This is a genomic window from Acetobacter sp. A11-2, assembly GCF_040208445.1.
GTDB classification, from domain to species: Bacteria; Pseudomonadota; Alphaproteobacteria; order Acetobacterales; family Acetobacteraceae; genus Acetobacter; species Acetobacter oryzoeni.
This window is the reverse complement of record NZ_CP157843.1, coordinates 1,072,505-1,097,441: the sequence shown is the minus strand read 5'-3', so window position 1 is coordinate 1,097,441 and position 24,937 is coordinate 1,072,505. Positions and strand designations below refer to the sequence as shown.

The 24,937-nt window shown below is 55.3% G+C and carries 22 protein-coding genes; 9 read left to right on the top strand and 13 right to left on the bottom strand.

Going from position 1 to position 24,937, the window contains the following annotated elements:
• Positions 1-9: 9 nt before the first annotated feature.
• From moaC to ABNV41_RS05250, 6 genes are read right to left on the bottom strand one after another with little or no spacing between them, the layout of a single operon-like run.
• A complete protein-coding gene (moaC, locus tag ABNV41_RS05275) occupies positions 10-522 on the bottom strand; it encodes a cyclic pyranopterin monophosphate synthase MoaC (RefSeq protein ID WP_050819748.1) in 513 nt (170 codons plus the stop codon).
• Positions 491-1,357: an indole-3-glycerol phosphate synthase TrpC gene (trpC, locus tag ABNV41_RS05270; RefSeq protein WP_050819749.1), complete on the bottom strand. Its 867-nt coding sequence runs from the start codon at positions 1,355-1,357 to the stop codon at positions 491-493. The genes moaC and trpC overlap by 32 nt, the downstream gene beginning before the upstream one ends.
• 17 nt (positions 1,358-1,374) lie before the next feature.
• The gene (gene trpD, locus ABNV41_RS05265) at positions 1,375-2,487 is read right to left on the bottom strand and encodes an anthranilate phosphoribosyltransferase (protein ID WP_050819750.1); all 1,113 of its coding nucleotides are present in this window, start codon (positions 2,485-2,487) and stop codon (positions 1,375-1,377) included.
• Positions 2,487-3,083, bottom strand: coding sequence for an aminodeoxychorismate/anthranilate synthase component II (locus tag ABNV41_RS05260; protein ID WP_003625532.1), 597 nt, complete (start codon positions 3,081-3,083; stop codon positions 2,487-2,489). The genes trpD and ABNV41_RS05260 overlap by 1 nt, the downstream gene beginning before the upstream one ends.
• A gap of 58 nt (positions 3,084-3,141) precedes the next feature.
• Positions 3,142-4,683 carry an anthranilate synthase component I gene (gene trpE, locus ABNV41_RS05255; RefSeq protein WP_050819751.1) on the bottom strand — a complete coding sequence of 514 codons (1,542 nt, stop codon included), beginning with the start codon at positions 4,681-4,683 and terminating at the stop codon, positions 3,142-3,144.
• Entirely contained in the window at positions 4,680-6,599 is a 1,920-nt protein-coding gene (locus ABNV41_RS05250; protein ID WP_087651341.1) for a SurA N-terminal domain-containing protein, read from the bottom strand. Before ABNV41_RS05250 ends, trpE begins: the two co-directional genes overlap by 4 nt.
• A gap of 247 nt (positions 6,600-6,846) precedes the next feature.
• Between ABNV41_RS05250 and tpiA the strand changes: the two genes are divergently transcribed.
• From tpiA to kdsA, 4 genes are all read left to right on the top strand, one after another.
• Entirely contained in the window at positions 6,847-7,587 is a 741-nt protein-coding gene (gene tpiA / locus ABNV41_RS05245; protein WP_012812904.1) for a triose-phosphate isomerase, read from the top strand.
• Between the two features lie 26 nt (positions 7,588-7,613).
• Positions 7,614-7,958, top strand: a complete 345-nt coding sequence (gene secG / locus ABNV41_RS05240; protein ID WP_050819753.1) for a preprotein translocase subunit SecG — start codon at positions 7,614-7,616, stop codon at positions 7,956-7,958.
• Positions 7,959-8,099: 141 nt separating this feature from the next.
• Positions 8,100-9,734 (top strand): CTP synthase, encoded by a 1,635-nt coding sequence (locus ABNV41_RS05235; protein ID WP_050819754.1) that lies wholly within the window; start codon positions 8,100-8,102, stop codon positions 9,732-9,734.
• A complete protein-coding gene (gene kdsA, locus ABNV41_RS05230; protein ID WP_050819755.1) occupies positions 9,731-10,564 on the top strand; it encodes a 3-deoxy-8-phosphooctulonate synthase in 834 nt (277 codons plus the stop codon). Before ABNV41_RS05235 ends, kdsA begins: the two co-directional genes overlap by 4 nt.
• A gap of 110 nt (positions 10,565-10,674) precedes the next feature.
• Here the strand turns inward: kdsA and gyrB are convergent, their stop codons facing one another.
• The 6 genes from gyrB to mutM form a co-directional block, all read right to left on the bottom strand.
• Positions 10,675-13,113, bottom strand: a complete 2,439-nt coding sequence (gyrB, locus tag ABNV41_RS05225) for a DNA topoisomerase (ATP-hydrolyzing) subunit B (protein WP_050819756.1) — start codon at positions 13,111-13,113, stop codon at positions 10,675-10,677.
• Positions 13,114-13,203: 90 nt separating this feature from the next.
• Entirely contained in the window at positions 13,204-14,352 is a 1,149-nt protein-coding gene (recF, locus tag ABNV41_RS05220; RefSeq protein ID WP_080986791.1) for a DNA replication/repair protein RecF, read from the bottom strand.
• A gap of 45 nt (positions 14,353-14,397) precedes the next feature.
• Entirely contained in the window at positions 14,398-15,522 is a 1,125-nt protein-coding gene (gene dnaN, locus ABNV41_RS05215) for a DNA polymerase III subunit beta (protein ID WP_050819757.1), read from the bottom strand.
• Positions 15,523-15,637: 115 nt separating this feature from the next.
• On the bottom strand, positions 15,638-17,071 hold the full coding sequence (gene dnaA, locus ABNV41_RS05210; protein ID WP_050819758.1) for a chromosomal replication initiator protein DnaA: 1,434 nt from the start codon (positions 17,069-17,071) through the stop codon (positions 15,638-15,640).
• A 340-nt stretch (positions 17,072-17,411) separates the two neighbouring features.
• On the bottom strand, positions 17,412-17,681 hold the full coding sequence (gene rpsT, locus ABNV41_RS05205; protein ID WP_012812907.1) for a 30S ribosomal protein S20: 270 nt from the start codon (positions 17,679-17,681) through the stop codon (positions 17,412-17,414).
• Positions 17,682-17,818: 137 nt separating this feature from the next.
• On the bottom strand, positions 17,819-18,658 hold the full coding sequence (gene mutM / locus ABNV41_RS05200; protein ID WP_050819759.1) for a bifunctional DNA-formamidopyrimidine glycosylase/DNA-(apurinic or apyrimidinic site) lyase: 840 nt from the start codon (positions 18,656-18,658) through the stop codon (positions 17,819-17,821).
• 29 nt (positions 18,659-18,687) lie between these two features.
• Here mutM and ABNV41_RS05195 point away from each other — a divergent pair, with 29 nt between their 5' ends.
• Genes ABNV41_RS05195 through ABNV41_RS05175 form a run of 5 tightly spaced genes read left to right on the top strand, consistent with a single transcriptional unit; the run spans position 18,688 to position 24,342 of the window.
• Positions 18,688-19,470, top strand: coding sequence for a class I SAM-dependent methyltransferase (locus ABNV41_RS05195; protein ID WP_042787282.1), 783 nt, complete (start codon positions 18,688-18,690; stop codon positions 19,468-19,470).
• Between the two features lie 11 nt (positions 19,471-19,481).
• Complete coding sequence (gene coaBC / locus ABNV41_RS05190; RefSeq protein WP_050819760.1) at positions 19,482-20,711, top strand: bifunctional phosphopantothenoylcysteine decarboxylase/phosphopantothenate--cysteine ligase CoaBC; 1,230 nt, start codon at positions 19,482-19,484, stop codon at positions 20,709-20,711.
• Positions 20,712-20,746: 35 nt separating this feature from the next.
• Positions 20,747-21,226, top strand: coding sequence for a dUTP diphosphatase (dut, locus tag ABNV41_RS05185; protein WP_050819761.1), 480 nt, complete (start codon positions 20,747-20,749; stop codon positions 21,224-21,226).
• Complete coding sequence (locus ABNV41_RS05180) at positions 21,223-22,971, top strand: ABC transporter permease subunit (RefSeq protein ID WP_050819762.1); 1,749 nt, start codon at positions 21,223-21,225, stop codon at positions 22,969-22,971. Before dut ends, ABNV41_RS05180 begins: the two co-directional genes overlap by 4 nt.
• Before the next feature lie 15 nt (positions 22,972-22,986).
• Complete coding sequence (locus ABNV41_RS05175) at positions 22,987-24,342, top strand: nitrate/sulfonate/bicarbonate ABC transporter ATP-binding protein (protein WP_050819763.1); 1,356 nt, start codon at positions 22,987-22,989, stop codon at positions 24,340-24,342.
• Positions 24,343-24,354: 12 nt separating this feature from the next.
• On the opposite strand, the gene msrA is transcribed toward ABNV41_RS05175, so the two are convergent.
• Positions 24,355-24,891 carry a peptide-methionine (S)-S-oxide reductase MsrA gene (gene msrA / locus ABNV41_RS05170; protein ID WP_050819764.1) on the bottom strand — a complete coding sequence of 179 codons (537 nt, stop codon included), beginning with the start codon at positions 24,889-24,891 and terminating at the stop codon, positions 24,355-24,357.
• Positions 24,892-24,937: the final 46 nt, after the last annotated feature.

Sequence of the window (24,937 nt, the reverse complement as noted above, 5' to 3'; positions counted from 1 at the left end):
CGTGATTCATTATGCAGCGTTGTAGTCTCCTGAGCGTCCTCCACTTTTGTGAAGGAGCTTTATATTTTCTATCTGCATGCCGCGGTCAACTGCTTTGCACATATCATAAAGTGTAAGGGCTGCAGCAGACACGGCGGTTAACGCTTCCATTTCCACCCCGGTTGCGCCGGTTGTTGTAACAGTTGCGGTAATCTCGATCCTGTTATCGTTCGGCGCCAGATCCACTGTTACACTGCTCAGGCTAAGTGGATGGCAGAGCGGAATAATATCAGCTGTTTTTTTTGCGGCCATAATGCCAGCAATACGGGCTGTTGCCAGAACATCACCTTTTGGCGCTGCGCCTGAAAGGATCATTTCCAGTGTTTGGGGCTGCATAATAATAGCCCCGGTGGCAACAGCCTTGCGGCGTGTGGCAGCCTTGGCGGAAACATCCACCATATGGGCATGTCCCGCCGCATCCAGATGTGTGAGTGCTGGAGAGGAGGCCACGTTAGGCCAGCCCCAGAAGTTTTTTGGCTGCATCGCCCGGGTGCGGATTACGCAGCAGGGATTCACCTACCAGAAAGCCCGTTACACCGATGCCAGAAAGCTGAACGATATCTTCATGCGTTTTGATACCGCTTTCAGACACAATAATCCGATCCGGCGGCACAAGCGGAGAAAGTTCCCGCGTGGTCTCCAGACTGGTCTGAAGTGTTTTGAGGTTACGGTTGTTGATACCTATCAGGAAGGTATCCAGCGCAAGGGCGCGGTTGAGTTCTTCCTCATCATGCACTTCCACCAGCACATCCATGTCCAGCCCTTTGGCGTGGTCAACCAGTTCCAGCGCCATTTCATCAGACAGGATGGACATAATCAGCAGAATGCAATCTGCCCCGATCATGCGGCTTTCATAAACCTGCCATGGATCAAGGATAAAATCCTTGCGCAGAACTGGAAGGGAGCATGCCGCCCGCGCCTTGCCCAGATCTTCATTATCACCATGAAAGCAGGAGCTTTCCGTCAGCACGGAAATACAGGCTGCGCCGGCTTGCTCGTATTCTGCGGCAATTTCTGCGGGATCATAGGTTTCACGCAGAATACCGGCAGAAGGAGAAGCCTTCTTGATTTCTGCAATCAGGCCAACGGCACGGTCCGCAGCTTTTTCCTTCAGGGCCCGACCAAACCCGCGTGGGGCCTCTTTGGTTTCCTGCGCTTTGGCCATGATTTCCTTAAGGGACATCAGGGTGGAGCGATGTTCAACTTCCAGCTTGGTGCGTGCGCAGATGCGGGAGAGAACATCCGGCAGTTCGTCAATCTTGCTGGCAAGAATGTCCGGAGCAGAACCTGCCGAGGACGCGAGTGGTGTATCGTTCATGATTATCCTGTCATGTCTCAGGCGCGTGCATCCGGGGTGGAAGCACGCAAACCATTCAGCACTGCCAAAGCCGTGCCATCATCCAGTGGGCGTGCAGCCAGAGCCACACTTTCCCGCAAGGCCTGCGGATCAATGCGTCCGTCCCGCAGGAGCGTTACCCGCCCTGCCACGTGGAGTGCGCAGGCGGCGTTCAAAACCACTGTATCACGATATGCCCCGGGTGCGCCATGCAACAAAGCTTCCAGAGCTTGAGCATTATATTGGGCATCTCCCCCCAATATGGCGCTAACGGGGGCATAGGCAAGGCCAGCCATTTCCGGCGTAATGGAAAACGGGCAGATGGCACCATCTTCCAGCGCCATAACCTGCGTGGGGCCTGCCAGCGTAATTTCATCAATGCCGCCCTGCCCGTCTGATGGCAGGCCGCATACGGCCCAGACTTTCTGGGAGCCCAGATTTTTGAGCACATTGACCATCGGCTCTAGCCATGCGGGTGAGAACACGCCCACCAGTTGCCGCTTAACACCTGCTGGATTTACCAAAGGCCCCATCAAGTTAAACAGCGTACGCACACCCAAGGCTTTACGTACCGGGGCAGCAAAACGCATGGCAGGGTGATGGTGCGGGGCAGATAAAAAGACAGCCTTATGCGCCTGCATCTGTTCCGCCAGCACTTCAGCCTGTGCAGAAAGCGGCACACTCAGCGCGGCCAGCACATCGGAAGCGCCTGATCGGGAGGAAATAGCCCTGTTGCCATGCTTGGCAACAGGCACACCCAGCGCACCCATTACAAACGCCACGGCGGTAGATACATTCAACGTGCCGTAATTGTCTCCGCCCGTGCCGCATACGTCTATTGTATCGGCTGGCATGGCGGGTACACTGTGCATACGGGCCCGTAAGGCGGTTACACCGCCCAGCAGTTCTTCCTGTGTTTCCCCACGCACGCGCAAGGCCATAAGAAAAGCTGCAATACGCTCTGGCGCAATCAGGCCATCCATAATTACGCCAAAAGCGGCTTCTGCTTCGGCTGCGCTGAGTGTCTGTCCTTCAGCGACACGTGCCAGAATGGAGGAAAAAAACTGTTCACCTGCCTGCTGAGGCGCGGTGTCCTGAGTGGTGACAGGCATCAGGCAACGGCCTGTTTTTCTTTCCAGGCAGCAGCGATGGAAAGAAAGTTTTTCATCAGATCATGGCCGTATTCCGAGGCAATGCTTTCCGGATGGAACTGCACGCCCGAAATAGGATATTGCCGGTGGCGCACACCCATAATCACGCCATCTTCCGTCCACGCCGTAACTTCCAGAGCATCAGGAATGCTGGCGGGTTCAAGCGTGAGGCTATGGTAGCGTGTGGCATTGAATGGGTTGGGTAGCCCTGCAAAAACATCTTGCCCGTTATGGAAAACGGGGCTCACCTTGCCGTGCATGGGCGTAGGTGCACGCACTACTTCTGCGCCAAATACCTGCCCAATGGCCTGATGCCCCAAGCACACCCCAAAAACTGGCACCTTACCGGCTGCGGCAGATATCAGATCACAGCAGATCCCTGCCTCATTGGGGGAGCATGGGCCGGGAGAAAGCACGATGGCCTCTGGCTTAAGGGCCAGAGCATCTTCCACACTCAAGGTATCATTGCGGCGTACGTCACACTGCACACCCAGTTCACCCAAGTAGTGAACGAGGTTGAAGGTGAAGCTGTCATAATTGTCGATCAGAAGGATCATGGCCGAATGATGACCTTATGTGCTGTTGGGGTCAAATAAGAATGAAACAGAAGCGACATTAGGAACGCCCTGCCCTTGCCTGTTCCAGCGCAGCTTCTGCGGCGCGGAATACGGCGCGAGCTTTATGGCGTGTTTCTTCATATTCTGTTTCGGGCACACTGTCTGCCACTACGCCACAGCCTGCCTGCACATGCATTTGCCCGTCTTTTACAACGGCCATACGCAGCCCGATACAGGTATCCATGTTGCCGCCAGCACCAAAATAGCCAATGCACCCGGCATAGGTGGCGCGGCGGGTGCGCTCAACTTCATCAATAATTTCCATGGCGCGGATTTTAGGCGCGCCCGTAAGGGTGCCTGCGGGAAAAGCGGCCACAAGAGCATCCAGCGCTTCCAGTTCCGGCTTGAGCGTGCCCTGCACGTTAGAAGAGATGTGCATGACGTGGCTGAAACGCTCAATGACGAATCGTTCCGTTACTTTCACCGTGCCGGGAATGCTGACACGGCCCACATCATTACGGCCAAGGTCTATCAGCATCAGGTGTTCGGCTAATTCTTTCTGATCGGCCAGAAGGTCTTTTTCAAGCCGCAGATCTTCCTCGGCAGTTTTGCCGCGTGGGCGCGTGCCCGCAAGTGGGCGTACCGTCATGGTGCCATCCTGCAAACGCACCAGAATTTCGGGCGAGGAGCCGACAAGCGAGAACTCACCAAAATCCAGATGGAACAGGAATGGCGCCGGATTGATGCGCCGCAGCGTACGATACAGCGCCAGAGATGGCAGCGGAAACGGTGTGGAAAAACGCTGGCTGGGCACAACCTGAAAGGCATCGCCGGCGGCAATATAATCCTGAATACGCTCAACAGCCTGACAGAATTCATCCTTGCTGAATGAGGAACGCGGCTCGGCGGGTTCGGGCAGGTTTTCTGGCGGTTTGGGTAAAGGCGGAAGCGCCCCTGCCAGACATTCCCGCGCACGGCGGAGCAGGTCTTGCGCTTCATCCCAAGCTTGCCCTGCGGTTTCATCTTTTTGCGGGCGAACGGGTGCGGCCAGAATGAGTTCGTCACTCACCGTGTCAAACACAGCAAAAAGACCGGGACGCATCAGAATAGATTCGGGCAGGTTCAGGTCATCCGGTGGGGCATCTGGCAGATGCTCCATCTGGCGCACCATGTCATAGCCCAGATACCCAAACAGGCCCGCCACCATAGGGGGCACACCCTCGGGCAGCTCCAGACGCGTGGCGTGGATGAGCGCACGTAGGCTTTCCAGCGGCTTTTCTGTCAGAATGTGCGGGGCGCTATCCGGGTTTTCCGGGTTTTCATCCAAGGTGATCTGCCCGTTATGGCAGGTCCAGATGATATCCGGTTTGAGGGCGATAACAGAATACCGCCCGCGGGATGTGCCGCCTTCTACACTTTCTAGCAACAGCGTGTTTTTGCCTGTGCCACCATCAAATCGTGCAAGGCGCAGATAGGCCGAAACCGGTGTGAGCAGATCCGCAGCTTCTACAGAGAACACAACAGAAGGCAGACCTTGCGCCCAAGCGGCCTCACATTCCTGCCGAGAGGGTGAAGGCGCAATGCGTGCGGTAATGCTCATGGCGTGGCTGCTCCTCCAAATCCGGCTGCAGATAGTGTGGCCATAACGGCGCGTTCGTTAATATGGGGCGGCGTGCGTTTGCTTAATGCTTCAACGTAACTGGCAACCAGATCATCACTATCGGCCTGTGCCAGAGAATCTTTCAGGCGCTGCACGCCATCGGCAGGCGCTGGCGGATTGGGCACGAACAGTTTTGTAACAACCGCCACAAGGAAGTGGCCATCATCTTCCGCCATAACTGCCTGCCCCGGCTGCATGCGCGGCAGATAGTCCATCAGTGCGTCTGGTATGTTTTTGTTGGGCTTGGCGTAGGAGAATGCCGCATCCCGCGTCATCAGTGCGCCCGGTGCGTTTGTTGCTGCCAGAGCCTGCTTGTTTTTGGCTGCCAGATACAGGTTTGTTGCCTGCTCATTTGCGGCATGTTTGCGGGCTTCGGCCTGCCATGCGGCCAGAACATCTGCATGTGCCTGCTCAAAGGTGCGTGGCGCTGCTGGCGTTGCGGTATCTACTTCCACAGCAAAGCTGCTGTTGTCTGGCCCATCAACAAGCGTTGCGCGAGCGCCGGGTTTTTGCGTGAAAATCTGGTGGATAATGGCTTCACGCAGCTTGCCCGATGCAGGCAGCGGTGCGGGTTCCTTATCTGCAGTCAGGCCCTGTGCATCCAGTGTGCCTGCAGCAGCAACAGCACCCAGATCAGCCGGAATGGCATCCAGCCCTTTACCTGCAAGGGCATCTTGCAGTTTGCGTTTGCGTTCACCCGCAACCGATGGCGCAACAGCGGCCCGATACTGTGAGAGAATGTCTTTTTTGGCATCCTCATACGGCGTGGTATGCGGAGCCGTTATTTTGGTGACGCGAAAAACAGCCCATCCCCCTTCTGTTTTAAGCGGATCACTCACCTGCCCTTCAGGTGCCTGAAAAACCGCCTGCCGCAATGTGGCGGAAGGAATGGTGGATGGGCGCGCATTTGGCATTTCTACCGCTGCGGCATCTTTTGCGCTGTTCTGGATAGCCTGCCAGTTGCCACCTACTTTCCATGCATTGGCAATGGCGGTTGCCTGCGCCTGATTTTGCAGGGTTATCAGCTGAATATCGCGCGTTTCTGGCACATTGTAGCGGGATTTCTGCTCATCATAAATGCGTTTGATGTCAGCTTCATCCAAGGTGATGCTGTCTGCCACTGTTTGGGGGGAAAGCACCACAATTTTGGCATGGCGCAATTCCGGCGTGCGGAACATCCACGGATGGTTGTTGTAATAGCGCTGGAGCACAGCATCGTCTGGCGCTTTGGGTGTGGGCTGTGCATCAAACGGAATGCTTACAAAATCCACCACGCGCGTTTTTGCACCGTAGGTGAGAAAACGCTGAAGCATTGTGTCGGAAACGCTGCCAGCCTGTGCCAAAGGCTGCAGAATGGTGCGGGTTGTCAGATCATTCCGCACCATATCCAAAAAGCGCTGCTCGGTCAGCCCGCGGTCACGCAGTTTCTGATTAAAGCTGGCGCGGTCAAACTGGCCATTGGCCCCTTTGAAATAAGGGAGCGAGAACACTTCATCCCGCACGGCCGAATCAGGCACGGCCACTTTCAGTTTCTGTGCAGTGTTCAGCAGTTCTGCCTGCCCAATCAGGCGGTGCAGAATCTGGTAGGCAACCTGCCGCTGCATGGCCAGAGGAATTTGCGATGGGTCCGTCACCCCCATCTGGCGCGCAATAGTTGGCAGTTCAGATTGCAGGGCTGTGGCCAGATCATCGGCAGAAACCTGCTGTTGTCCCACTTTGGCAACAACATCTGTTTCTTCCCCCATATAGCCCATAACATCGCCTATTCCCCAGCCGACAAACGCCAGAAAAATGACAATTGCAGTCACCCGGCCCAGCCAGGACTCAACAAAAACGCGACGTAGATAGGAAATCATGACCCGATGGATCCACAGCTATGCTTTAAAAAAACCATACCACAAAAGGGTATGCACAGGCGCGGCACCATAAGGGTAGCTGCGGTGCTTGACCAGACATAACCGTGCCTGCACGCCAGACAGGCAAGAATAAGGCGCCTGCTCTCTTGCCCCAAAGGGTGCGTCTATGGTTTAGCCTTCATGGAAGAACCATATTGTAAAACGCGCGTGCCCGTTGGCATGGCGCGCTACAGGCAAGGAGCAGGGCATGACCAGACAGATTATTGTCGGCAACTGGAAAATGAATGGCCTAAGCCGTGATTCGCAGGAACTCGTCAAGGCTATTACCAGCGGCCTGCCCGCCAACAGCGCAGATGTTGTGGTATGCCCGCCCTTTACCCAGCTTGGGCTGCTAACAGATATGCTTAAGCCCACACCGGTAAAGCTGGGTGCGCAGGATTGCCATCAGGAAGTTTCTGGCGCGCATACGGGTGATATTTCTGCCCCCATGCTGGCCGATCTGGGCGTGTCTTATGTTGTTTTGGGTCATTCAGAACGCCGTCAGGAACATGGTGAGCTGGACGAAACGGTGCGTGAAAAAGCCATGGCCGCTGCCAAAGCCGGGCTCACCCCTATTGTCTGTATTGGTGAAACAGAAGATCAGCGCGAAACCGGTGAGCACTTTGATGCGCTGGGTTGGCAGATCAAGGGTTCCCTGCCCGATGGTTTCAACGGTATTCTGGCATATGAGCCCATCTGGGCAATTGGTACAGGCCTTGCTGCCACCACCGATCAGATAGCCGAAACCATGAAATTCCTGCGTGAAGAATTGGTGCGGCAGTTTGGAGAGGCTGGAAAAGTCATCAAAATCCTGTATGGAGGGTCCGTAAACGCCGGGAATGCGGCCACCATCCTGCCCATTCCTGAAGTGGCGGGTGCGCTTGTTGGCGGCGCCAGCCTTAAGGCGGACGCGTTTCTTTCCATCGTCAGCGCAGCATCTGCTGCCTGATTTGCTGTTCTGATCTGGAATCTGACATGACCACAGCCCTGCTGATCCTGCATTTCTGTGTGACCATAGCCCTGATTGGCGTTGTGCTAATTCAGCGGAGTGAAGGCGGTGGCCTTGGAATTGGCAGCAGCCAGGGCATGGGGGCTTTCATGTCCGGCCGTGGAACAGCCAACCTGCTTACGCGCACAACGGCTGTGCTGGCTGGTGTGTTCATGCTGCTTTCCCTGTTGCTGGCCGTGCTTTACAAAGGCTCTGTTACGGGTGAAGGGCACGATATTCTGGCCCAGCCCCCGGCAGCCACCACGCCCGCACCTGCTGCTCCGGCAACAACGGCTCCGGCTCCGCAGCCAGCTGCTCCGGCGCATCCGTAAAATGCAGGTTACTCTCTCCTTTCCGCCATGTGTGAGGAGAGAGCCCTTTTATCCCTTCAGCTCCGCATGTCCTGTGGCATGCGGTAGTTTGCGTTTGTCCATCTTTACCCGCCCGGCCATGTCCGTGTAGGAAGTCTGCTCATGACCCGCTTTGTTTTTATCACCGGTGGTGTGGTATCCTCTCTTGGCAAAGGCATTGCATCTGCTGCCCTTGCTGCCCTGTTGCAGGCGCGTGGCTACAAAGTGCGCCTACGCAAGCTTGATCCCTACCTGAACGTTGATCCCGGCACCATGAGCCCCTACCAGCATGGGGAAGTGTTTGTGACTGAGGATGGTGCCGAGACAGATCTTGATCTTGGGCATTACGAACGCTTCACAGGGGTGAATGCTTCCAAGGAAGACAACACCACAACAGGTAAAATTTATTCAGACGTTATCGCGCGTGAACGGCGTGGTGATTATCTGGGCGCAACTGTGCAGGTTATCCCGCATATTACGGATGCCATTAAAGATATTGTTGTGGCCAATACGGATGATCTGGATTTCGTATTGGTGGAAATTGGCGGCACAGTTGGTGATATTGAAAGCCTGCCGTTTCTGGAAGCGATCCGTCAGCTGCGCAATGATCTGGGCCCGGATCAGACCATGGTTGTGCACCTTACGCTGCTGCCGTGGATCCCTTCTGCAGGTGAGCTGAAAACCAAGCCGACCCAGCATTCCGTTAAGGAATTGCAGAATGTGGGTATTCAGCCGCAGATTCTGCTGTGCCGGTGTGATCGCCCCATTCCACCAACAGAGCGGCGCAAGATTGCCAACTTCTGTAACGTGCGGCCAGAAGCCGTTATTGCCGCGCGGGATGTGGATACCATTTACTCCTGCCCCCTCTCTTACCACGCAGAGGGCATGGATACCGAAGTGCTCCGTTACTTCGGCCTGCCACATGCAGAAGAACCAGATCTGACAGGGTGGGAAAAGATTGTAGATGCCATCCGCCACCCGGATAACGAGGTGCGTATTGCCGTGGTTGGCAAATACACAGCCCTGCTGGATAGCTATAAATCCCTGAACGAAGCCCTGCTGCATGGTGGTATTGCCCACCGTACCAAGGTTGTTCTGGACTGGGTGGATGCCGAGGTTTTTGAAAAAGATCCTGCATCACTGGAAGCCAAGCTGGGCGATGTAGATGCCATTCTGGTGCCCGGCGGGTTTGGTGAGCGTGGCTCTCAGGGCAAGATTGAGGCCATTCGCTTTGCGCGTGAAAAAGGTATTCCGTTCCTTGGGATATGTTTTGGCATGCAGATGGCGGTTATTGAATGTGCCCGCAATCTGGCAGACCTGCCCAATGCGTCTTCCACCGAATTTGGCTATACGGAAGAGCCTCTGGTAGGCCTGATGACGGAATGGGCACGCGGTAACGAACGCCTGCGCCGGAGCGAAGGCGGAGAACTGGGCGGCACCATGCGCCTTGGGTCCTACCCTGCCAAGCTGATTGAAGGTTCCCGCGCAGCGGAAGTGTATAACGCAACTTCCATTCGTGAGCGGCACCGCCACCGGTATGAGGTGAATATTCATTACAAGGATCAGCTTGAAAAAGCCGGTATGAAGTTCTCTGGTCTTTCACCAGATGGCATCTTGCCAGAAGTGGTGGAATACCCAGATCATCCGTGGTTCATTGCTGTGCAGTATCACCCGGAACTGAAGTCTCGCCCGTTTGCACCGCATCCGCTGTTTGCCGGTTTTGTGGGAGCTGCACTGGAAAAGGCGAAAAAAGCATGACGCAGGCATTGGGTTCAGATTTCCAGCTTGGGTCTTTGTACATCGGGAACGATCAGCCTTTTGTGCTGATCGCCGGGCCGTGCCAGATTGAATCTGCGGCTCATGCCATGGAAACAGCCACAGCGCTGAAGGAAATCTGCCAGAAGGCTGGTATCGGGCTGATCTATAAAAGCTCGTTCGATAAAGCCAACCGCACTAGCATTTCTAGCGCACGTGGCATTGGCATGGCAGAAGGGCTGGATATTCTGGCAAATGTGCGCAACACGCTGGATATTCCGGTGCTGACAGACGTGCACGCGCCAGAACAGTGCGCCCCTGTGGCGGAAGCTGTAGATGTGCTGCAAATTCCCGCTTTTTTATGCCGCCAGACGGATTTGCTGTTAGCTGCTGGTAAAACTGGTGCTGCGGTCAACGTGAAAAAAGGCCAGTTTCTCGCTCCGTGGGACATGAAGCACGTGGCGGCCAAAATTGCCTCCACCGGTAATAATCGCATCATGCTGTGCGAACGCGGCACCAGCTTTGGCTATAATACGCTGGTAAACGATATGCGCGGCCTGCCCATTATGGCCCAAACCGGTTACCCAGTTGTGTTTGATGCCACGCATTCTGTGCAGCAGCCCGGTGGTTTGGGCGGCGCATCTGGTGGCCAGCGAGAGTTTGCCCCTGTGCTTTCTCGTGCTGCTTTGGCAATTGGTGTGGCATCTCTGTTTATTGAAACGCATGAGAACCCGGACCAAGCACCGAGTGATGGCCCCAACATGCTGCCAATTAAAAGCCTGCCTGCCTTGCTGGAGCAGTTTAAACAGATTGATGCTCTCATTAAGGGGTAAGCAGCCAGCTTGCTTTCTAGCAAAAAGCCGCAACCTGATTATTCAGGCTGCGGCTTTTTTTGTAGATTCTGCAAGGGAGAGATAAATCCTCTCCCTTGTTTGTGCGGGTATTAGACGTCTAGATTGGCAACCTTGAGTGCGTTGCCGACAATGAAGTCACGGCGCGGTTCAACAATATCGCCCATCAGGGTGGTGAAAACATCGCCCGCTTCTTCCACATCACCTACGCGTACCTGCAGCAGTGTGCGCATGGCCGGATCCAGCGTGGTTTCCCAAAGCTGGGCATCATTCATTTCGCCCAGACCTTTAAAGCGGTTGATGGTCAGCCCACGGCGGCCCTGAGCCAGAAGACGGGCGTAAAGATCAGCCGGGCCGCTCAGCTGGTGCTCGGTGGTATCGTTTTTCAACGCCACGCCCTCTGCAAAGTCTTTTTGCAGGCGGTTTGCTTGCATGGTCAGCCAGCGGGCATCGTTACTAGCCAGCATGGTGGGGTCAATGCGGTACACTTCCCCTACTCCACGCACATTGCGGGCCAGTTCCACACCATCGGTGCTGGCAACGGCTTTCCAGCTTTTTTCATTTTCAGCAGATGCGGCATCAAGGCGTTGCTGCAGTGCGGGCATCCGCTGCTGGAGCTGCTCCACATCCGTTGTCAGCGCGCCAGCCAAGGCTACCTGCTCAATAATCCAGGAAGGAATACGGTTGGAAAGGCGGTTAATAGCCTGCGCCGCCTGCCGAATAAACGGAAGGTCTGCTGCCAGTTCTTCACCGCTTACAACGCGTTTATCCGTGTAAACAAAGCTGGCGTTGCTCAGGGCCTTGTTGAGCAGATACTGCTCAAGTGCTGCATCGTCTTTCAGATAGGTTTCTTCATTCCCGCGTTTGGCGCGGTAAAGAGGCGGCTGGGCGATATAGAGGTAACCGCGCTCAATCAGTTCCGGCATCTGGCGGAAGAAGAAGGTCAGCAGCAGTGTACGGATATGAGAGCCGTCCACGTCAGCGTCAGTCATGATGACAATGCGGTGGTAGCGGAGCTTCTCAATAGAAAAACCACCCTGCTCTGGCTCACCACGGCCAATGCCAGTGCCCAATGCGGTAATAAGCGTGCCAATTTCGGCAGAACCCAGCATACGGTCAAACCGTGCACGCTCTACGTTCAGGATTTTACCTTTAAGCGGCAGAATGGCCTGAAAGCGTCTGTCACGTCCCTGCTTGGCGGTACCACCTGCGGAATCACCCTCCACAATAAACAGTTCAGCTTTGGCGGGGTCACGCGCCTGACAGTCTGCCAGCTTACCGGGAAGCGAGGAAACATCCAGCACACCCTTGCGGCGTGTTAGCTCACGCGCCTTACGGGCGGCTTCACGCGCAGAGGCCGCATCCAGCACCTTGGAGATAACAATTTTTGCTTCTTTGGGGTGGGTTTCAAACCAGTGGCTGATAATGTCTGCCGCCGCCGCATGCACAACGGGCTGCACTTCGGAAGAAACCAGCTTGTCCTTGGTCTGGGATGAGAACTTGGGGTCTGGCACCTTAACGGACAGCACAGCCGTCAGCCCTTCACGCATATCTTCCCCTTGCAGGGAGAGCGCATCTTTTTTGGCAATGCTTTCTGCATATTTACCAACAACACGGGTAAGCGCCTGACGGAAACCTGCCAGATGGGCCCCACCATCACGCTGCGGAATGTTGTTGGTGAAGCACAGCATGGTTTCATGGAAGCTATCGTTCCATGTCAGCGCAAACTCTACCTTAATGCCGTTATCCGGGTTTTCCAGACTGCCGGTAATGGGCGGGGCAAACAGCGAGGTACGAGACCGATCCAGCCAGTTTACAAAAGCTTCCAGCCCGCCTTCGTAAAAGAATTTTTCTTCCCGCACGGGGGTAACGCGTGCATCACGCAGCACAATTTCTAGCCCGGAGTTCAGGAAGGCCAGTTCACGCAGGCGGCGCTCCAGAATGGTGAAATCAAAATCCGTTTTGGGGAATGTTTCACTGCTGGGTTTGAAAGTGACTTCCGTGCCAGAGGGTTCGGAAGAAGGGCCAACCACTTCCAGCGGGGCATCACGCTCACCATGCTGGAAGCGAATGAAATGTTCCTTACCGTTACGCCAGATGCGCACTTCCATCCATTCGGACAGAGCATTCACCACAGCAGCGCCCACGCCGTGCAAGCCGCCAGAAACCTTGTAGGAGTTCTGGTTGAATTTGCCACCAGCATGCAGGCGCGTCAGCACCACTTCAGCGGCGCTAATGCCTTCTTCAGCATGCATATCCGTAGGAATGCCGCGCCCGTTATCACGCACGCTCACACTGCCATCTGCATTGAAAGTGACAACGCAGCGAGATGCAAAACCGGCCTGAGCCTCATCCACCGCGTTATCAATAATTTCAAACGCCATGTGGTGCAGGCCGGAACCATCATCCGTATCACCAATATACATGCCGGGCCGTTTACGGACAGCATCCAGCCCCTTCAGCACAGAGATCGACGCGGCATCATACTCTTCGGAAACGGCAGATGGCGTGGGCTGAGAGAGGTCGGTCATAAGAACGGTACGCTCCGTACAGGAAAGAACAAAAAACCTTTTATTCTTATACCCTGATCAAACCTCTGGGGCCAGATTGAGCAGCATGTTTTATGACCCTGAGAGCAAAAAAGCTCCGTTTTTCAGGGTTTCAAACTGGGCAGTCTGCTTAAGTGGTGCAAAAGGCGCCTGATCTGTGCCGGTAAGCAACACGGTTGTGCGAAAATCCTGCACAATTTCCAGTAATGAGGCCCGGCGCGCGGCATCCAGATGCACCAAAGGTTCATCCAAAAGCAAGATGGGGGGCTGCCCACGATAATCCGTTACAAGCCGGGCATGTGCCAGCACAACACCAATAAGCAAGGATTTTTGCTGCCCGGTGCTTGCTAGTGCAGCGGGTTGTCTGGACGAAAGATCTTCCAGCAGAAAATCACTGCGATGCGTGCCAAATGTGGCCCGGCCACGTGCTGCATCATCTTCGCGCAGATCAGCGAGTTTTTCGCGCAGCCAGTCCTCTACGGCCAGTGCTGGAGATGTTTCCAGTTTTTGGGCCACAGCGCATTCCAATGTTGCAATGGCAGCAGGAAAAGCCCCCAGACCATTTTGGGCGTAATGGCAAATCTGGCGCACGGTCTCTTGCCGAGCTGCTGCAACAGCCACAGCATGCCGCGCCATGGAGGCCTCAAGCCCGGATAGCCATGAGTGTTCGGAAAAGCGTGTTTGCAGCAGTTTGTTACGTTGTGTCATGGCGCGATCATACGCTGCCAGTTCTCGCGCATGGTGGGGCGTAACTGCCATAACCAGACGGTCCAGAAAGCGTCGTCTGCCGGATGCGCCCTCACTAAACAACCGGTCCATCTGCGGGGTGATCCATACAGTGGCGAGGGTATCTTCCCACGCCTCCTGCCCCCGGATCTGCCGCCCATTTAGTAAAAAAACGCGGCGTGGCCTCTCCTGCCCCCCCTGTGTGCCGGTGCCGAGCTCAAGAAACTCATCTTCAGTTTCAATGCGCGCAGAAATACCCCAGTTGGTTGCACCCATGCGGCCGAATTGTGTAAGGGGTGCCGCGCGCAAGCCTCTGCCCGGAGAGAGAAGAGAAACCGCTTCCAGCAAATTGGTTTTGCCGCTGCCGTTTTCGCCCGTTAGTACCAACAGGCTTGAATCGGGAGACCATACAAGCCGTTCGTAATTGCGAAAATTGGAAAGCGTAAGTTTAAGAAGCCGGGGCATGCCACGCTGCTTCTGCTGGCCTGCCTGCATTTGGGCAATGCTGGCAGACCGTAAGTGTTAAAGCAAAAAAGCGGATCACACGCGCATCGGCATGAGAACATACAGTGCGGATGGGCTATCTACATCGCGCACAATGGTGGGGGATGCGCTATCAGCAAACGCAAATTCCACCTCTTTTTCTACCTGATCTGTAATGTCGTTGAGGTAGCGGGCCTGAAAGCCGATTTCCAACCCTTCTGCATCGTAGGAAATGCGGTTGTCATCCAGTTCTTCCTTAGCCACCCCTTGCTCGGCACTGCTGGCAGACAGAGTGAGCAAGCCGGGCTCGAGCGTTAGCTTTACCGGGCGAGAGCGTTCCTGACTAATGGCAGCAACACGGGCCACGGCATCGGCAAAGTCTTTTTTACCAACCCGCAGAATGCGTGTGTTGTTGCGTGGGATAACGCGTTCATATTCAGGGAACGTGCCGTCAATCAGCTTGGATGTGAGTGTAACTGGCCCTGCCGTGAACTGAATACGCGTTTCAGAAAGTGCAATTTCCACTTCTTCCGGCGCTTCATCAATCAGCTTGCGCACTTCGGCCACTGTTTTGCGCGGGATAATAACGCCCGGCATTCCCGCAGCACCCGCAGGCAGGTCAGCTTCTACGCGGGCCAGACGGTGCCCGTCAGTCGCCACGGCGCGCAGTTTCGGTTCTCCATCTACTTCCGTGCCATGCAGGAAGATACCGTTCAGGTAATAGCGGGTTTCTTCGGTGGAGATAGCAAACCGTGTGCGGTCTATGAGCGAATGCAGTGTTGTGGCAGGCAGTTTGAACCGATGCGGGAAATCCCCTGCGCCCATGGATGGAAAATCATCTACGCTCAGCACGTTCAGGCGGGTGGCATAGCGGCCGGCACGCAGCAGAAGCGGGCCTTCGCTATCGGCCTGATCCAGCTCTACATCCACGCCATCGGGCAACTTGCGCACAATTTCGTACAAAACAGCTGCGGGGGCCGTTGTGGCCCCTTCCCGCGTGATTTTGGCGGGAACTTCCTCAACCACTTCAATTTCCATATCTGTGGCTTTCAGGCTGAGCTGTCCGTTAGCTGCCTGAATAAGAACATTGGCTAGAATGGGTATGGTGTTACGCTTTTCCGCAACACTCTGGATATGGGCCAACGCCTTAAGCAGTGTTGCGCGTTCCGCCGAAAACTTCATCTAACCCTCTTTCCTGCAAGACAGGGCCTCTGTTTTGCAAGAGGCATCCGCTTTTTCCACCTCGAAAAGTAACAGGTGGGCGTTATCAGTCAATCCCTTTGGAATCTCTACGTTTTCAGCTTTCCAGCATCCGCCGTAGGAGTTCCACATCTTCTGCAAAAGCTGCATCCAGCCCCATAAGTTCCGTAACGCGATTTACCGCATGCATAACGGTTGTGTGGTCACGATTACCGAACTTGCGCCCAATTTCTGGCAGTGAGCGGCTTGTAAGCTGCTTGGCCAGATACATGGCAACCTGCCGGGGCCGCGCAACATTGCGCGCCCTACGGGCGGATGACATGTCTGTGAGGCGGATATTCCAGTGCTCTGCCACTTTTTTCTGGATTTCCTCAATCGTCACACGCCGGTCGTGTGCTTTAAGGATATCGTGCAACACTTCCTGTGTCGCTTCCAGCGTAACGGGGCGCCCAAACAGGTTGGCATGAGCAATCAGGCGGTTAAGCGCGCCTTCCAGTTCACGCACGTTGGACGTGATTTTGTGTGCCAGAAACTCCAGAACCTTACCGGGCACCACAACGCCAGACGCAGCAGCTTTTGATTCCAGAATAGAAATACGCAGTTCAAACGTGGTGGCGTGAATGTCCGCCACCATGCCACATCCCAAACGCGTGCGCAGCCGATCTTCCAGCCCCGATAGATCGGATGGAGATTTATCAGCCGAAACCACAATCTGCCGCCCAGCATCCACCAGCGCATTAAAGGTATGGAAAAACTCTTCCTGTGTGTTGTCCTTGCCGATCAGGAACTGCAGATCGTCAATCATCAACACATCGACAGAGCGCAGTTGTTCCTTGAACTCGATGGTGGACTGAGAGCGAATGGCCGCAATAAACCGATACATGAACTTTTCGGCAGACATGTAGGCCACAGACACGTTGCCGCTCTGGATCAGCTCGGCCCCGATGGCGTGCATCAGGTGTGTTTTACCCAGCCCGACGCCGCCATAAAGAAATAGCGGGTTAAAGCCAACGCTGGAGGGCTTTTCTGCAACACGGCGGGCGCAGGCATAAGCAAATTCGTTTGGCTTGCCCACCACGAACGTATCAAACGTAAAGCGGCTATCCAGCGCGGTTACCAAATCACTCCGCACTTCTGGCGCGGTGCGTGCCGCTGGGGTTACCTCTTCCTGCGCGGGTGTTGTCGCACTGGCGGTGGGAATATCTTCCAACGGTATGGGGGCAGGATCACCGGCGCGGGCAACCTGCAACTCTACCCGGCGGATACTGGGTATTTCCTGGTTCCACAGTTCACTCAGGCGGTCACCATACTGGCTTCGCACCCAATCGCGCAAAAAGCGTGTGGGTAAAAGCAGGGTGATTTCATCGCCATCAATCGGGCCCAGCGCAATTTTGGTCAGCCAGGTGCGGTATTCAACTTCGCCAACTTCGCCCTTCAGGCGGGCGCAGATACGCAGCCACGATTCCTCAAGCCCCTTGCCGTCTTCAAGCCGGGAAAAGGCGCTTTCGTCATCGTCCACTCCGATTGTCATTTTTGCTCCCGAGCTGTCATTAAGGCGCGAATGGGTTCACGCAATTCACAAAACTGGCGGCAAGTGTGCTGCCGGTGCTGTGCAACATCTGTAACGGCCTTGGCAGCCTATGGTGCAGGCTTGCTTTTATCTTGCAAAAAGATAGCCCGAACAGCGCCAAGCCATCCAGCAAGGTAAAGCAGTGAGAGCAAATGGAGCAATCAATATTTCATGCTGCCAGCCCTGCTTGCACTTTATCCAGCCAAGGTGGTGATAAAAACAAAGCCGAACCATCTGGGTGATGATTCGGCTTTATCTCAAAGCGTCAGATGGCCACCATTTAGGTGGCCCCGCACTTTCCTCAGGCCGGAGCCAGTGCTTTCACACGGGCAGACAGGCGGGAAATCTTGCGGGCCACAGTGTTGTGGTGGATAACGCCCTTGGTGGCCGCACGCTGGATTTCTGGCTGAGCAAGGCGCAGTGCTTCGCGCGCAGCGCCATGATCACCAGCTTCAACTGCGGTTTCTACTTTCTTGATGAAAGTACGCATGCGGGATTTGCGGGCGGTGTTACGAGCAGTCCGCTTCGCGGTCTGCCGGATGCGCTTACGCGCCGAAGCGATATTCGCCATGAGTTTCTATTCTGTCCAGCACTTAAGAAAGATTAAAAGGGCAGACACGCCGGAACGCGCTACCCAAAAGAGTAAGCGGTGCTGTAATGCACCTAAGCGCCTTCCGTCAAGCTTCTTCCGTGCCGACCACTAGGATTTTACCCGTTTTTCTGCCTTTGGGGACAAAAAAATGTGGATCGTCCGGCCTGTGTTATCTGCTGCACGCCAGAGCATGCGGGCGCGCCGGGGCAATTGGGGCATGGTTTGCCCGTTTGCCCATATACCCGCCATGCGTGCTGAAAGTATCCGAGCCCGCCTTCTGGGCGCACATAATCCTTCAGGCTGGAACCTCCTGCTTCTATGGCCTCTTCCAGCACATCCCGTATGGCCTGCGCCAATTTGCGGGCTTTGGGGGCGGTAAGATTGCAAGCTGGCATGGTTGGAGCAATGCCAGCCCGAAACAGGGCCTCGCACACATAAATATTGCCCAACCCCGCCACAACCTTCTGATCAAGCAGAAAAGGTTTGATAGGCATCCGCCTGTTCTTGCTGGCAGCCAATAAAGTTTGAGGAGTAAAATCAGGTTCAAGTGGCTCAGGCCCCATACCTGCCAGCAATGGGTAGGTCTCTTCCTGATCGGTGGGCACCAGATCCAGCATCCCAAACCGGCGCGGATCTATATACCCGCAGCGCTTTCCGTCCTGCAGAATCAGCACGACGTGCTCATGCCGTAACGGCTCTGTTGGAGAATCGAGAAGCACGCGCCCAGACATGCCCAAATGCCAGATTATGGACATTCCACCAGACAGGCGCATAAGAATATATTTGCCCCGGCGACGAAAGCCTTCTATCCGGCGGCCTTTGATTGTTTGTGAGAAATCGGCAGGAATCCGCCATCTCAGGTCGTGACGGCGCACAATTGCTTCTTGGATGGTACCGTTTTGCAGGGCAATCTGCATCCCGCGCATTACGGTTTCTACTTCAGGGAGTTCCGGCATGGCTAAAAAGCAGGGTATAGGGGAACCCCATGACCGACAACAGCTTTACGCCCTCCCCCGCTTCTTCTGACGCAACAGTGGAAGAAACGGATTTCGGCTTCCGTTCCGTAAGGAAGGAAGAAAAGAAAAACCTTGTTCGTGACGTGTTCGATAGCGTCGCCGGCAAGTATGACGTGATGAATGACATCATGTCCCTTGGCATCCATCGGGTATGGAAGCGTATTTTTGTAACAGAGCTTGGCCCGCAGCCCGGCATGTCTTTGTTGGATCTGGCCGGTGGCACGGGTGATATCACCTTTGGCTGGCTGAAGGGTGGCGGTGGTTCCGCTATCATGACCGACATCAACAGCAGCATGCTGTCTGTTGGGCGGGACCGGGCCATTGATCGTGGTTTTGTGTCTGACCTGTCTTTTTGCGTTGTGGATGCAGAAGCCATTCCACTGCGTGATATGTCAGTAGATCGGGTTTCCATCGCTTTTGGCCTGCGCAACTGCACAGATAAAATGGCCGTGCTGCGTGAAGCGCGGCGTGTGCTCAAGCCCGGTGGGCGTTTTCTGTGCCTCGAATTTTCCCGCGTTCAGGTGGCAGCTCTGGCCCCTATTTATGATGCGTGGTCTTTCAAGGTGCTGCCTGCCATGGGCAACCTGATTGCCAAGGACCGTGATAGCTACCAGTATCTGGCAGAAAGTATCCGCACCTTCCCGGATCAGGAAACACTGGCGGATATGTTCCGTGAGGCTGGGTTCTCTCATGTGCGGTATCAGTCCCTTTCCGGTGGTATTGCGGCCATTCATTCCGGCTGGCGCGTGTAAGGCCAAAAGGTATGGATGTGGCTTTGCCTTCCCGTTCCATTCTGCTCATTGTGGGCGGCAGTATTGCCGCCTTCAAGGCGCCGGAGCTGGTGCGCCTGCTTAAAGGTGCGGGCATGCAGGTGCGCTGCGTGCTAACGGAAGGTGGAAGCCAGTTTGTAACCCCACTTACCCTGCAAGCGTTAACTGAGGAGCCGGTTTATACAGACCTGTTCTCGTTAACAGCTGAGCAGGAAATGGGGCATATCGCGCTTTCCCGCTGGGCAGATCTGGTTCTTGTTTGTCCTGCGTCTGCCAATTTGTTGGCGCGCATGGCAGCAGGTCTGGCGGATGATCTGGCCAGCACGCTTTTATTGGCCACAGATGCGCCTGTCATGGCTGTTCCCGCCATGAATGTGAGAATGTGGGAACACGCTGCCACGCAGGATAACGTGGCCACGTTGCAGCAGCGCGGTGTGCACGTTGTGCCACCAGCTATTGGCCCCATGGCTTGCGGTGAGTTTGGTGCAGGCCGTATGCCCGAACCTGCCGATATATTGGATGCCGTGTTGGCCTTTTTTCGCCATCAGCAACAGCAGGATGGCCCTTTGGCGGGTAAATCTGTTCTGGTAACGGCAGGCCCCACGCATGAACCGCTGGATCCTGTAAGGTATCTAGCCAACAGGTCATCCGGTAAGCAGGGCTATGCCATTGCGGCAGCGTTGGCAGACCTTGGGGCAACAGTTACGCTGGTAAGTGGCCCAACTACGCTACGCGCTCCTGCCGGTGTGACGTGTGTTCCGTGCGAAACGGCCTGCCAGATGCTGGAATGTGTGAAGGCCGCCGCTCCGTTTGATGCAGCAGTCTGCACCGCAGCGGTAGCAGATTGGCGGCCTGAGGTGCAGGCTGGGCAAAAAATTAAAAAAACCAGCCGGGATGATGTGCCCGCCCCTATTCGGCTGGTGCCTAACCCAGATATTCTGGCCGAAATTTCAGCCCCCAGCCCACAGCGGCCAGCGCTTGTTGTGGGGTTTGCGGCTGAAACCGAAAAGGTTGAAGAACACGCAACCGCCAAGCGCCAGCGCAAGGGATGTGACTGGATTGTTGCAAACGATGTAAGTGCTGGCACAGGTATTATGGGGGGTGATAGTAATCAGGTTGTTCTGATAACCGCCCAAGGGAGCGAGCGCTGGCCACACATGCCCAAGGAAGAAGTTGCACAAAGGCTTGCTTCCCGCATGGCAGATTGGTTTACAGAATCCTGATAGAGTGTTTTTGAAATTTTTATAGAGGCTTGTTGATGTCTGCACCCATTTCTCCTTCGGCTGATCTTAGTGTGCAGGTGCAACGCCTCCCTCATGCGCAAGATTTGCCTTTACCCTCCTACGCCACAGCAGGCGCCGCGGGGATGGACCTGTTGGCTGCGGTAGTAGAGCCCGTAGTATTGCTGCCCGGCGCACGGGTGCTGGTGCCAACCGGGCTGCGTATTGCTCTGCCCCGTGGGTATGAACTTCAGGTGCGCCCGCGCTCTGGTCTGGCCCTTAAGCACGGCATCATTCTCCCCAACTCTCCCGGAACAGTGGATGAAGATTATCGCGGAGAACTGGGTGTTATTGTGCTGAATGCCGGGCAGGCTCCGTTTACTATTGAGCGCGGCATGCGCATTGCTCAGGCTGTTGTGGCACCCGTGACACGCGTGGTGTGGGCCGAATGTGATGAACTGGATGAAACGCAGCGCGGCGCAGGTGGGTTTGGCAGCACGGGAACCGGAGTGCCATGAACAGAAGCTGGATGAACCTTGTACCTAGGCCACAAGGTTCGTCTTCTCTGCCTTTACGTTATCTGAACAGCGCAGATGCCCTGCTGCTTTTGTGTCTGGCCGCTGCGGCAATAGCGCTTGGGGCCGCGGTAAGGCACATGCTGGGCCCATTGGTGGCCCCAGCCAGCATGCCCATACATCTGGATATGTGGCACCTGCCCGGTTACGCGCTACGCACCACCATACGCATGTTTGCGGCTTTGGCGTGCTCACTTGTGTTTACGTTTGTGTATGCAACGCTGGCGGCAAAAAGCAGGCGTGCAGGACAGATTTTGGTGCCGCTGCTGGATGTGCTGCAATCTGTTCCCATCCTTGGGTTTCTGTCTTTCACCATTACGTTTTTTCTGGGGTTATTTCCGGGGCGCATACTGGGTGCGGAATGTGCTGCCATTTTCACTATTTTTACCAGTCAGGCATGGAACATGGCGTTGGGCATGTATCAGGGCCTGCGGTCTGTGCCGCCTGAACTGGAAGAAACCGCCCGCTGCTTTGGCCTGACAAGCTGGCAGAAGTTCTGGCGGCTGGAAGTGCCTTGCACCATTCCCTCTCTGGTGTGGAACGCCATGATGTCCATGGCCGGTGGCTGGTTCATGGTGGTGTATTCTGAAAGCATTACCGTTGGCAGCACGGATATCACTCTGCCGGGCATAGGCTCCTATGTGGGTATGGCCATAGATCACCAGAATATTGGCGCCGTAGCTGCAGCCATTGTGGCCATGATGGGTGTTATTCTGGTGTACGATCAGGTGCTGTTCCGGCCTTTGGCGGCATGGGCCACGCGTTTCAGGCTGGAAAGTGTGAACGCAACCCAGGTTGTGGAGCCATGGTTTTTGCGGCTGGTGCGCCGCACGCGTTTGCTGCGGATGTGCGGGAATGCCCTGCTTTCTGTTGGGCGGCGTATTAGCTACTTGCCTCTGGGGTCTCGTCCTAACTCTGTGCTGGTTAATGCCGAGGAGAATAATGGTGGCGCAGACTGGCTGTGGTGGAGCTTTCTTCTGCTCGTCTGCCTTGGGGCGTCATGGCAAGTGTGGGACTACGCCCATACACATTATACACTTGGCCAGATTGCCTATGTGTTTGGGTTGGGCGGTATAACATTGGTGCGTGTGGTCAGCATGCTGGTGCTGGCTTCGTTAATCTGGGTGCCTGTAGGTATCTGGTGCGGTCTGGACCCAACGCGCGCCCGGCGGGCACAGATACTGGCGCAGTATGGGGCAGCTTTTCCTGCAAACCTGTTCTTTCCGGTGTTTGTGGTGGTGATTGTGCATTTCCACTTAACCCCGGATATCTGGCTCACCCCTCTGATGATTTTGGGTGCGCAGTGGTACATCCTTTTTAACGTTATTGCCGGGGCGTCCTCCTTCCCATCCAATCTGTTGGAAGTTGGCCGCAATCTGGAAGTGAGAGGCTGGTTCTGGTGGCGGCGCATCATCCTGCCGGGTATTGCCCCTTATTACCTTGTAGGCGTTATGGCGGCCGCAGGTGGCGCATGGAACGCAGCCATTGCATCTGAAGTGGCGCAGTGGGGAGAAACAACCTTAACGGCCCATGGCTTGGGCGCCTATGTTGCGCAAAGCACTCAGCTTGGAAACATTAGCAATGTTGGGTTGGGTACGGTGGTGATGTGTGTATTTGTCATGTTCACCAACGCTTTGGTATGGCGCCCCTTGTCTGACTTTGTGGCACGCCGCCTGAAACTGAACTGAACCGGATAGATAGCAATGGCATCTGGCCCAGAGAAAAAAACATTTCCATCCGGCTCTGTTTTGGCAGAAGCACGCAATGTCAGCCGTTTTTACCATAAGGACAGCGCCGCCGATGTGCAGGTGCTGGATAATATCAGCCTGACCCTGCATGCCGGAGAAATAGTGGGGCTGCTTGGGCGGTCTGGTTCTGGCAAATCCACCCTGCTGCGTATTCTGGCAGGTTTGTTGCCGCCCTCATCTGGTGAGGTGTTGTGGAAAGGGCAGCCGCTACGCAAACCCACGCAGGAAATTGCTGTGGTGTTTCAGTCCTTCGCCCTGTTCCCGTGGATGACGGTGGAGGAAAACGTAGCACTGGGTTTGGATGCGCGCGGCGTGCCTGCGGCAGAACGTGACAAGCTGGTTGATGATGCCATAGATCTGATAGGGCTTGGCGGTTATGAAAACGCATGGCCCAAGGAGCTTTCTGGCGGCATGCAGCAGCGCGTGGGGCTAGCGCGCGCCTTGGTGGTGCATCCTGATCTGCTGCTGATGGATGAGCCTTTTTCAGCCTTGGATGTGCTGACAGCGGAAAACCTGCGGACAGACCTGATTGAGCTTTGGTCGGAAGAAAAGCTGCCGGTTCAATCCATGCTGATTGTGACGCATAATATTGAAGAAGCCGTGCTGATGTGTGATCGCATCGTGATTGCGTCTTCTAACCCCGGACGCATTGCGCATGTGTTGCACGTGCCATTTGCACACCCACGCAACCGCGAAGATGCAGAGTTCCGCCAACTGGTGGACCACATTTATGCGTTGATGACGCAACGTGCCCCCATTGTTTCCGAAGCGGATCTGGCACGCCGCGGCGCGCCGCAGGGGGCTGCCCTCACCCGCTCTTTCCGGGCTTTGGTGCCTGTTTCCATCACTATGATGATTGGGATGATGGAGGCCTTGGCCGCCCCCCCTCTAAATGGGCGAGCTGATTTGCCGGTATTGGCAGAAAAACTTCAGCTTGAGCTGGATGATCTGTTCCCATTAGGTGAATCTCTGGAACTCTTGCGTCTGGCAGAGCTGGAAGATGGAGATATCCTGCTCACCAATGAGGGCGTGCATTTTGTTCTGAGTGATCTGGATGAGCGCAAAGCCATTATGGGCCATGCGCTGCTGCATAACGTGCCATTGGTGCGGATGATCTGCACCCTATTGGATGAACGCCCTACACACAGCATTAAGGCAGAGCGCTTCCGTAGTGAGCTGGAAGACAGCATGTCTGCCGATTACGCACGCCAGACACTCCAGACCATTATTGGCTGGGGCCGGTTTGCGGAACTGTTTGACTATGATGAAGAAGGAGACCGCTTCTTTCTGGAAGATGAAACTTCCGAATAAGCGGTCTGCTTTTTATGCGGGGCTAAAGTAACGCGCAAATTCCTTGCGGGCTTTAGCCACTTTGGGGCTGATAACCACCTGACAGTACCCTGCCATAGGGTTGCGGACATAATAATCAAAATGCGCTTCTTCCGCAGGCCAGAAAGTGGTGAGAGGTTGGATTTCCGTCACCACAGGCTGGTCACCCCAGATTTTTTCCTGCGCGATGTCTTGCTTCGTACGTTCTGCAATCTGCTTTTGCTGGTCATTTTCATAGAAAATAACGGAGCGATACTGCGTGCCCTTGTCATTCCCCTGCCGGTTCAGGGTTGTGGGGTCGTGCATAATAAAGAAGATGCGCAGAATTTCAGCGTAACTGATAATGCTCGGGTCAAACTCCAGCCGGATCACTTCGGCATGGCCAGTCTGCCCAGTGCACACCTGCTGGTAGGTAGGGTGTTGCACAGTGCCGCCAGCATAACCCGGCGCAATGGAGAGAATGCCCTTCATGCCGCGGTAAACGGCTTCTAGGCACCAGAAGCATCCACCGCCTAATATTGCTGTTTCCATGCTTCCGTTCTCCCCTTATCTTGTGTGGGCAATAACCTGCCAGCAA

Excerpts from the sequence above, each read along its gene's own strand:
- moaC (WP_050819748.1), bottom strand. The coding sequence starts at position 522 with ATGCAGCCAAAAAACTTCTGGGGCTGGCCTAACGTGGCCTCCTCTCCA.
- trpC (WP_050819749.1), bottom strand. The coding sequence starts at position 1,357 with ATGAACGATACACCACTCGCGTCCTCGGCAGGTTCTGCTCCGGACATT.
- trpD (WP_050819750.1), bottom strand. The coding sequence starts at position 2,487 with ATGCCTGTCACCACTCAGGACACCGCGCCTCAGCAGGCAGGTGAACAG.
- ABNV41_RS05260 (WP_003625532.1), bottom strand. The coding sequence starts at position 3,083 with ATGATCCTTCTGATCGACAATTATGACAGCTTCACCTTCAACCTCGTT.
- trpE (WP_050819751.1), bottom strand. The coding sequence starts at position 4,683 with ATGAGCATTACCGCACGCATTGCGCCTTCACCCTCTCGGCAGGAATGT.
- ABNV41_RS05250 (WP_087651341.1), bottom strand. The coding sequence starts at position 6,599 with ATGATTTCCTATCTACGTCGCGTTTTTGTTGAGTCCTGGCTGGGCCGG.
- tpiA (WP_012812904.1), top strand. The coding sequence starts at position 6,847 with ATGACCAGACAGATTATTGTCGGCAACTGGAAAATGAATGGCCTAAGC.
- secG (WP_050819753.1), top strand. The coding sequence starts at position 7,614 with ATGACCACAGCCCTGCTGATCCTGCATTTCTGTGTGACCATAGCCCTG.
- ABNV41_RS05235 (WP_050819754.1), top strand. The coding sequence starts at position 8,100 with ATGACCCGCTTTGTTTTTATCACCGGTGGTGTGGTATCCTCTCTTGGC.
- kdsA (WP_050819755.1), top strand. The coding sequence starts at position 9,731 with ATGACGCAGGCATTGGGTTCAGATTTCCAGCTTGGGTCTTTGTACATC.
- gyrB (WP_050819756.1), bottom strand. The coding sequence starts at position 13,113 with ATGACCGACCTCTCTCAGCCCACGCCATCTGCCGTTTCCGAAGAGTAT.
- recF (WP_080986791.1), bottom strand. The coding sequence starts at position 14,352 with ATGCAGGCAGGCCAGCAGAAGCAGCGTGGCATGCCCCGGCTTCTTAAA.
- dnaN (WP_050819757.1), bottom strand. The coding sequence starts at position 15,522 with ATGAAGTTTTCGGCGGAACGCGCAACACTGCTTAAGGCGTTGGCCCAT.
- dnaA (WP_050819758.1), bottom strand. The coding sequence starts at position 17,071 with ATGACAATCGGAGTGGACGATGACGAAAGCGCCTTTTCCCGGCTTGAA.
- rpsT (WP_012812907.1), bottom strand. The coding sequence starts at position 17,681 with ATGGCGAATATCGCTTCGGCGCGTAAGCGCATCCGGCAGACCGCGAAG.
- mutM (WP_050819759.1), bottom strand. The coding sequence starts at position 18,658 with ATGCCGGAACTCCCTGAAGTAGAAACCGTAATGCGCGGGATGCAGATT.
- ABNV41_RS05195 (WP_042787282.1), top strand. The coding sequence starts at position 18,688 with ATGACCGACAACAGCTTTACGCCCTCCCCCGCTTCTTCTGACGCAACA.
- coaBC (WP_050819760.1), top strand. The coding sequence starts at position 19,482 with ATGGATGTGGCTTTGCCTTCCCGTTCCATTCTGCTCATTGTGGGCGGC.
- dut (WP_050819761.1), top strand. The coding sequence starts at position 20,747 with ATGTCTGCACCCATTTCTCCTTCGGCTGATCTTAGTGTGCAGGTGCAA.
- ABNV41_RS05180 (WP_050819762.1), top strand. The coding sequence starts at position 21,223 with ATGAACAGAAGCTGGATGAACCTTGTACCTAGGCCACAAGGTTCGTCT.
- ABNV41_RS05175 (WP_050819763.1), top strand. The coding sequence starts at position 22,987 with ATGGCATCTGGCCCAGAGAAAAAAACATTTCCATCCGGCTCTGTTTTG.
- msrA (WP_050819764.1), bottom strand. The coding sequence starts at position 24,891 with ATGGAAACAGCAATATTAGGCGGTGGATGCTTCTGGTGCCTAGAAGCC.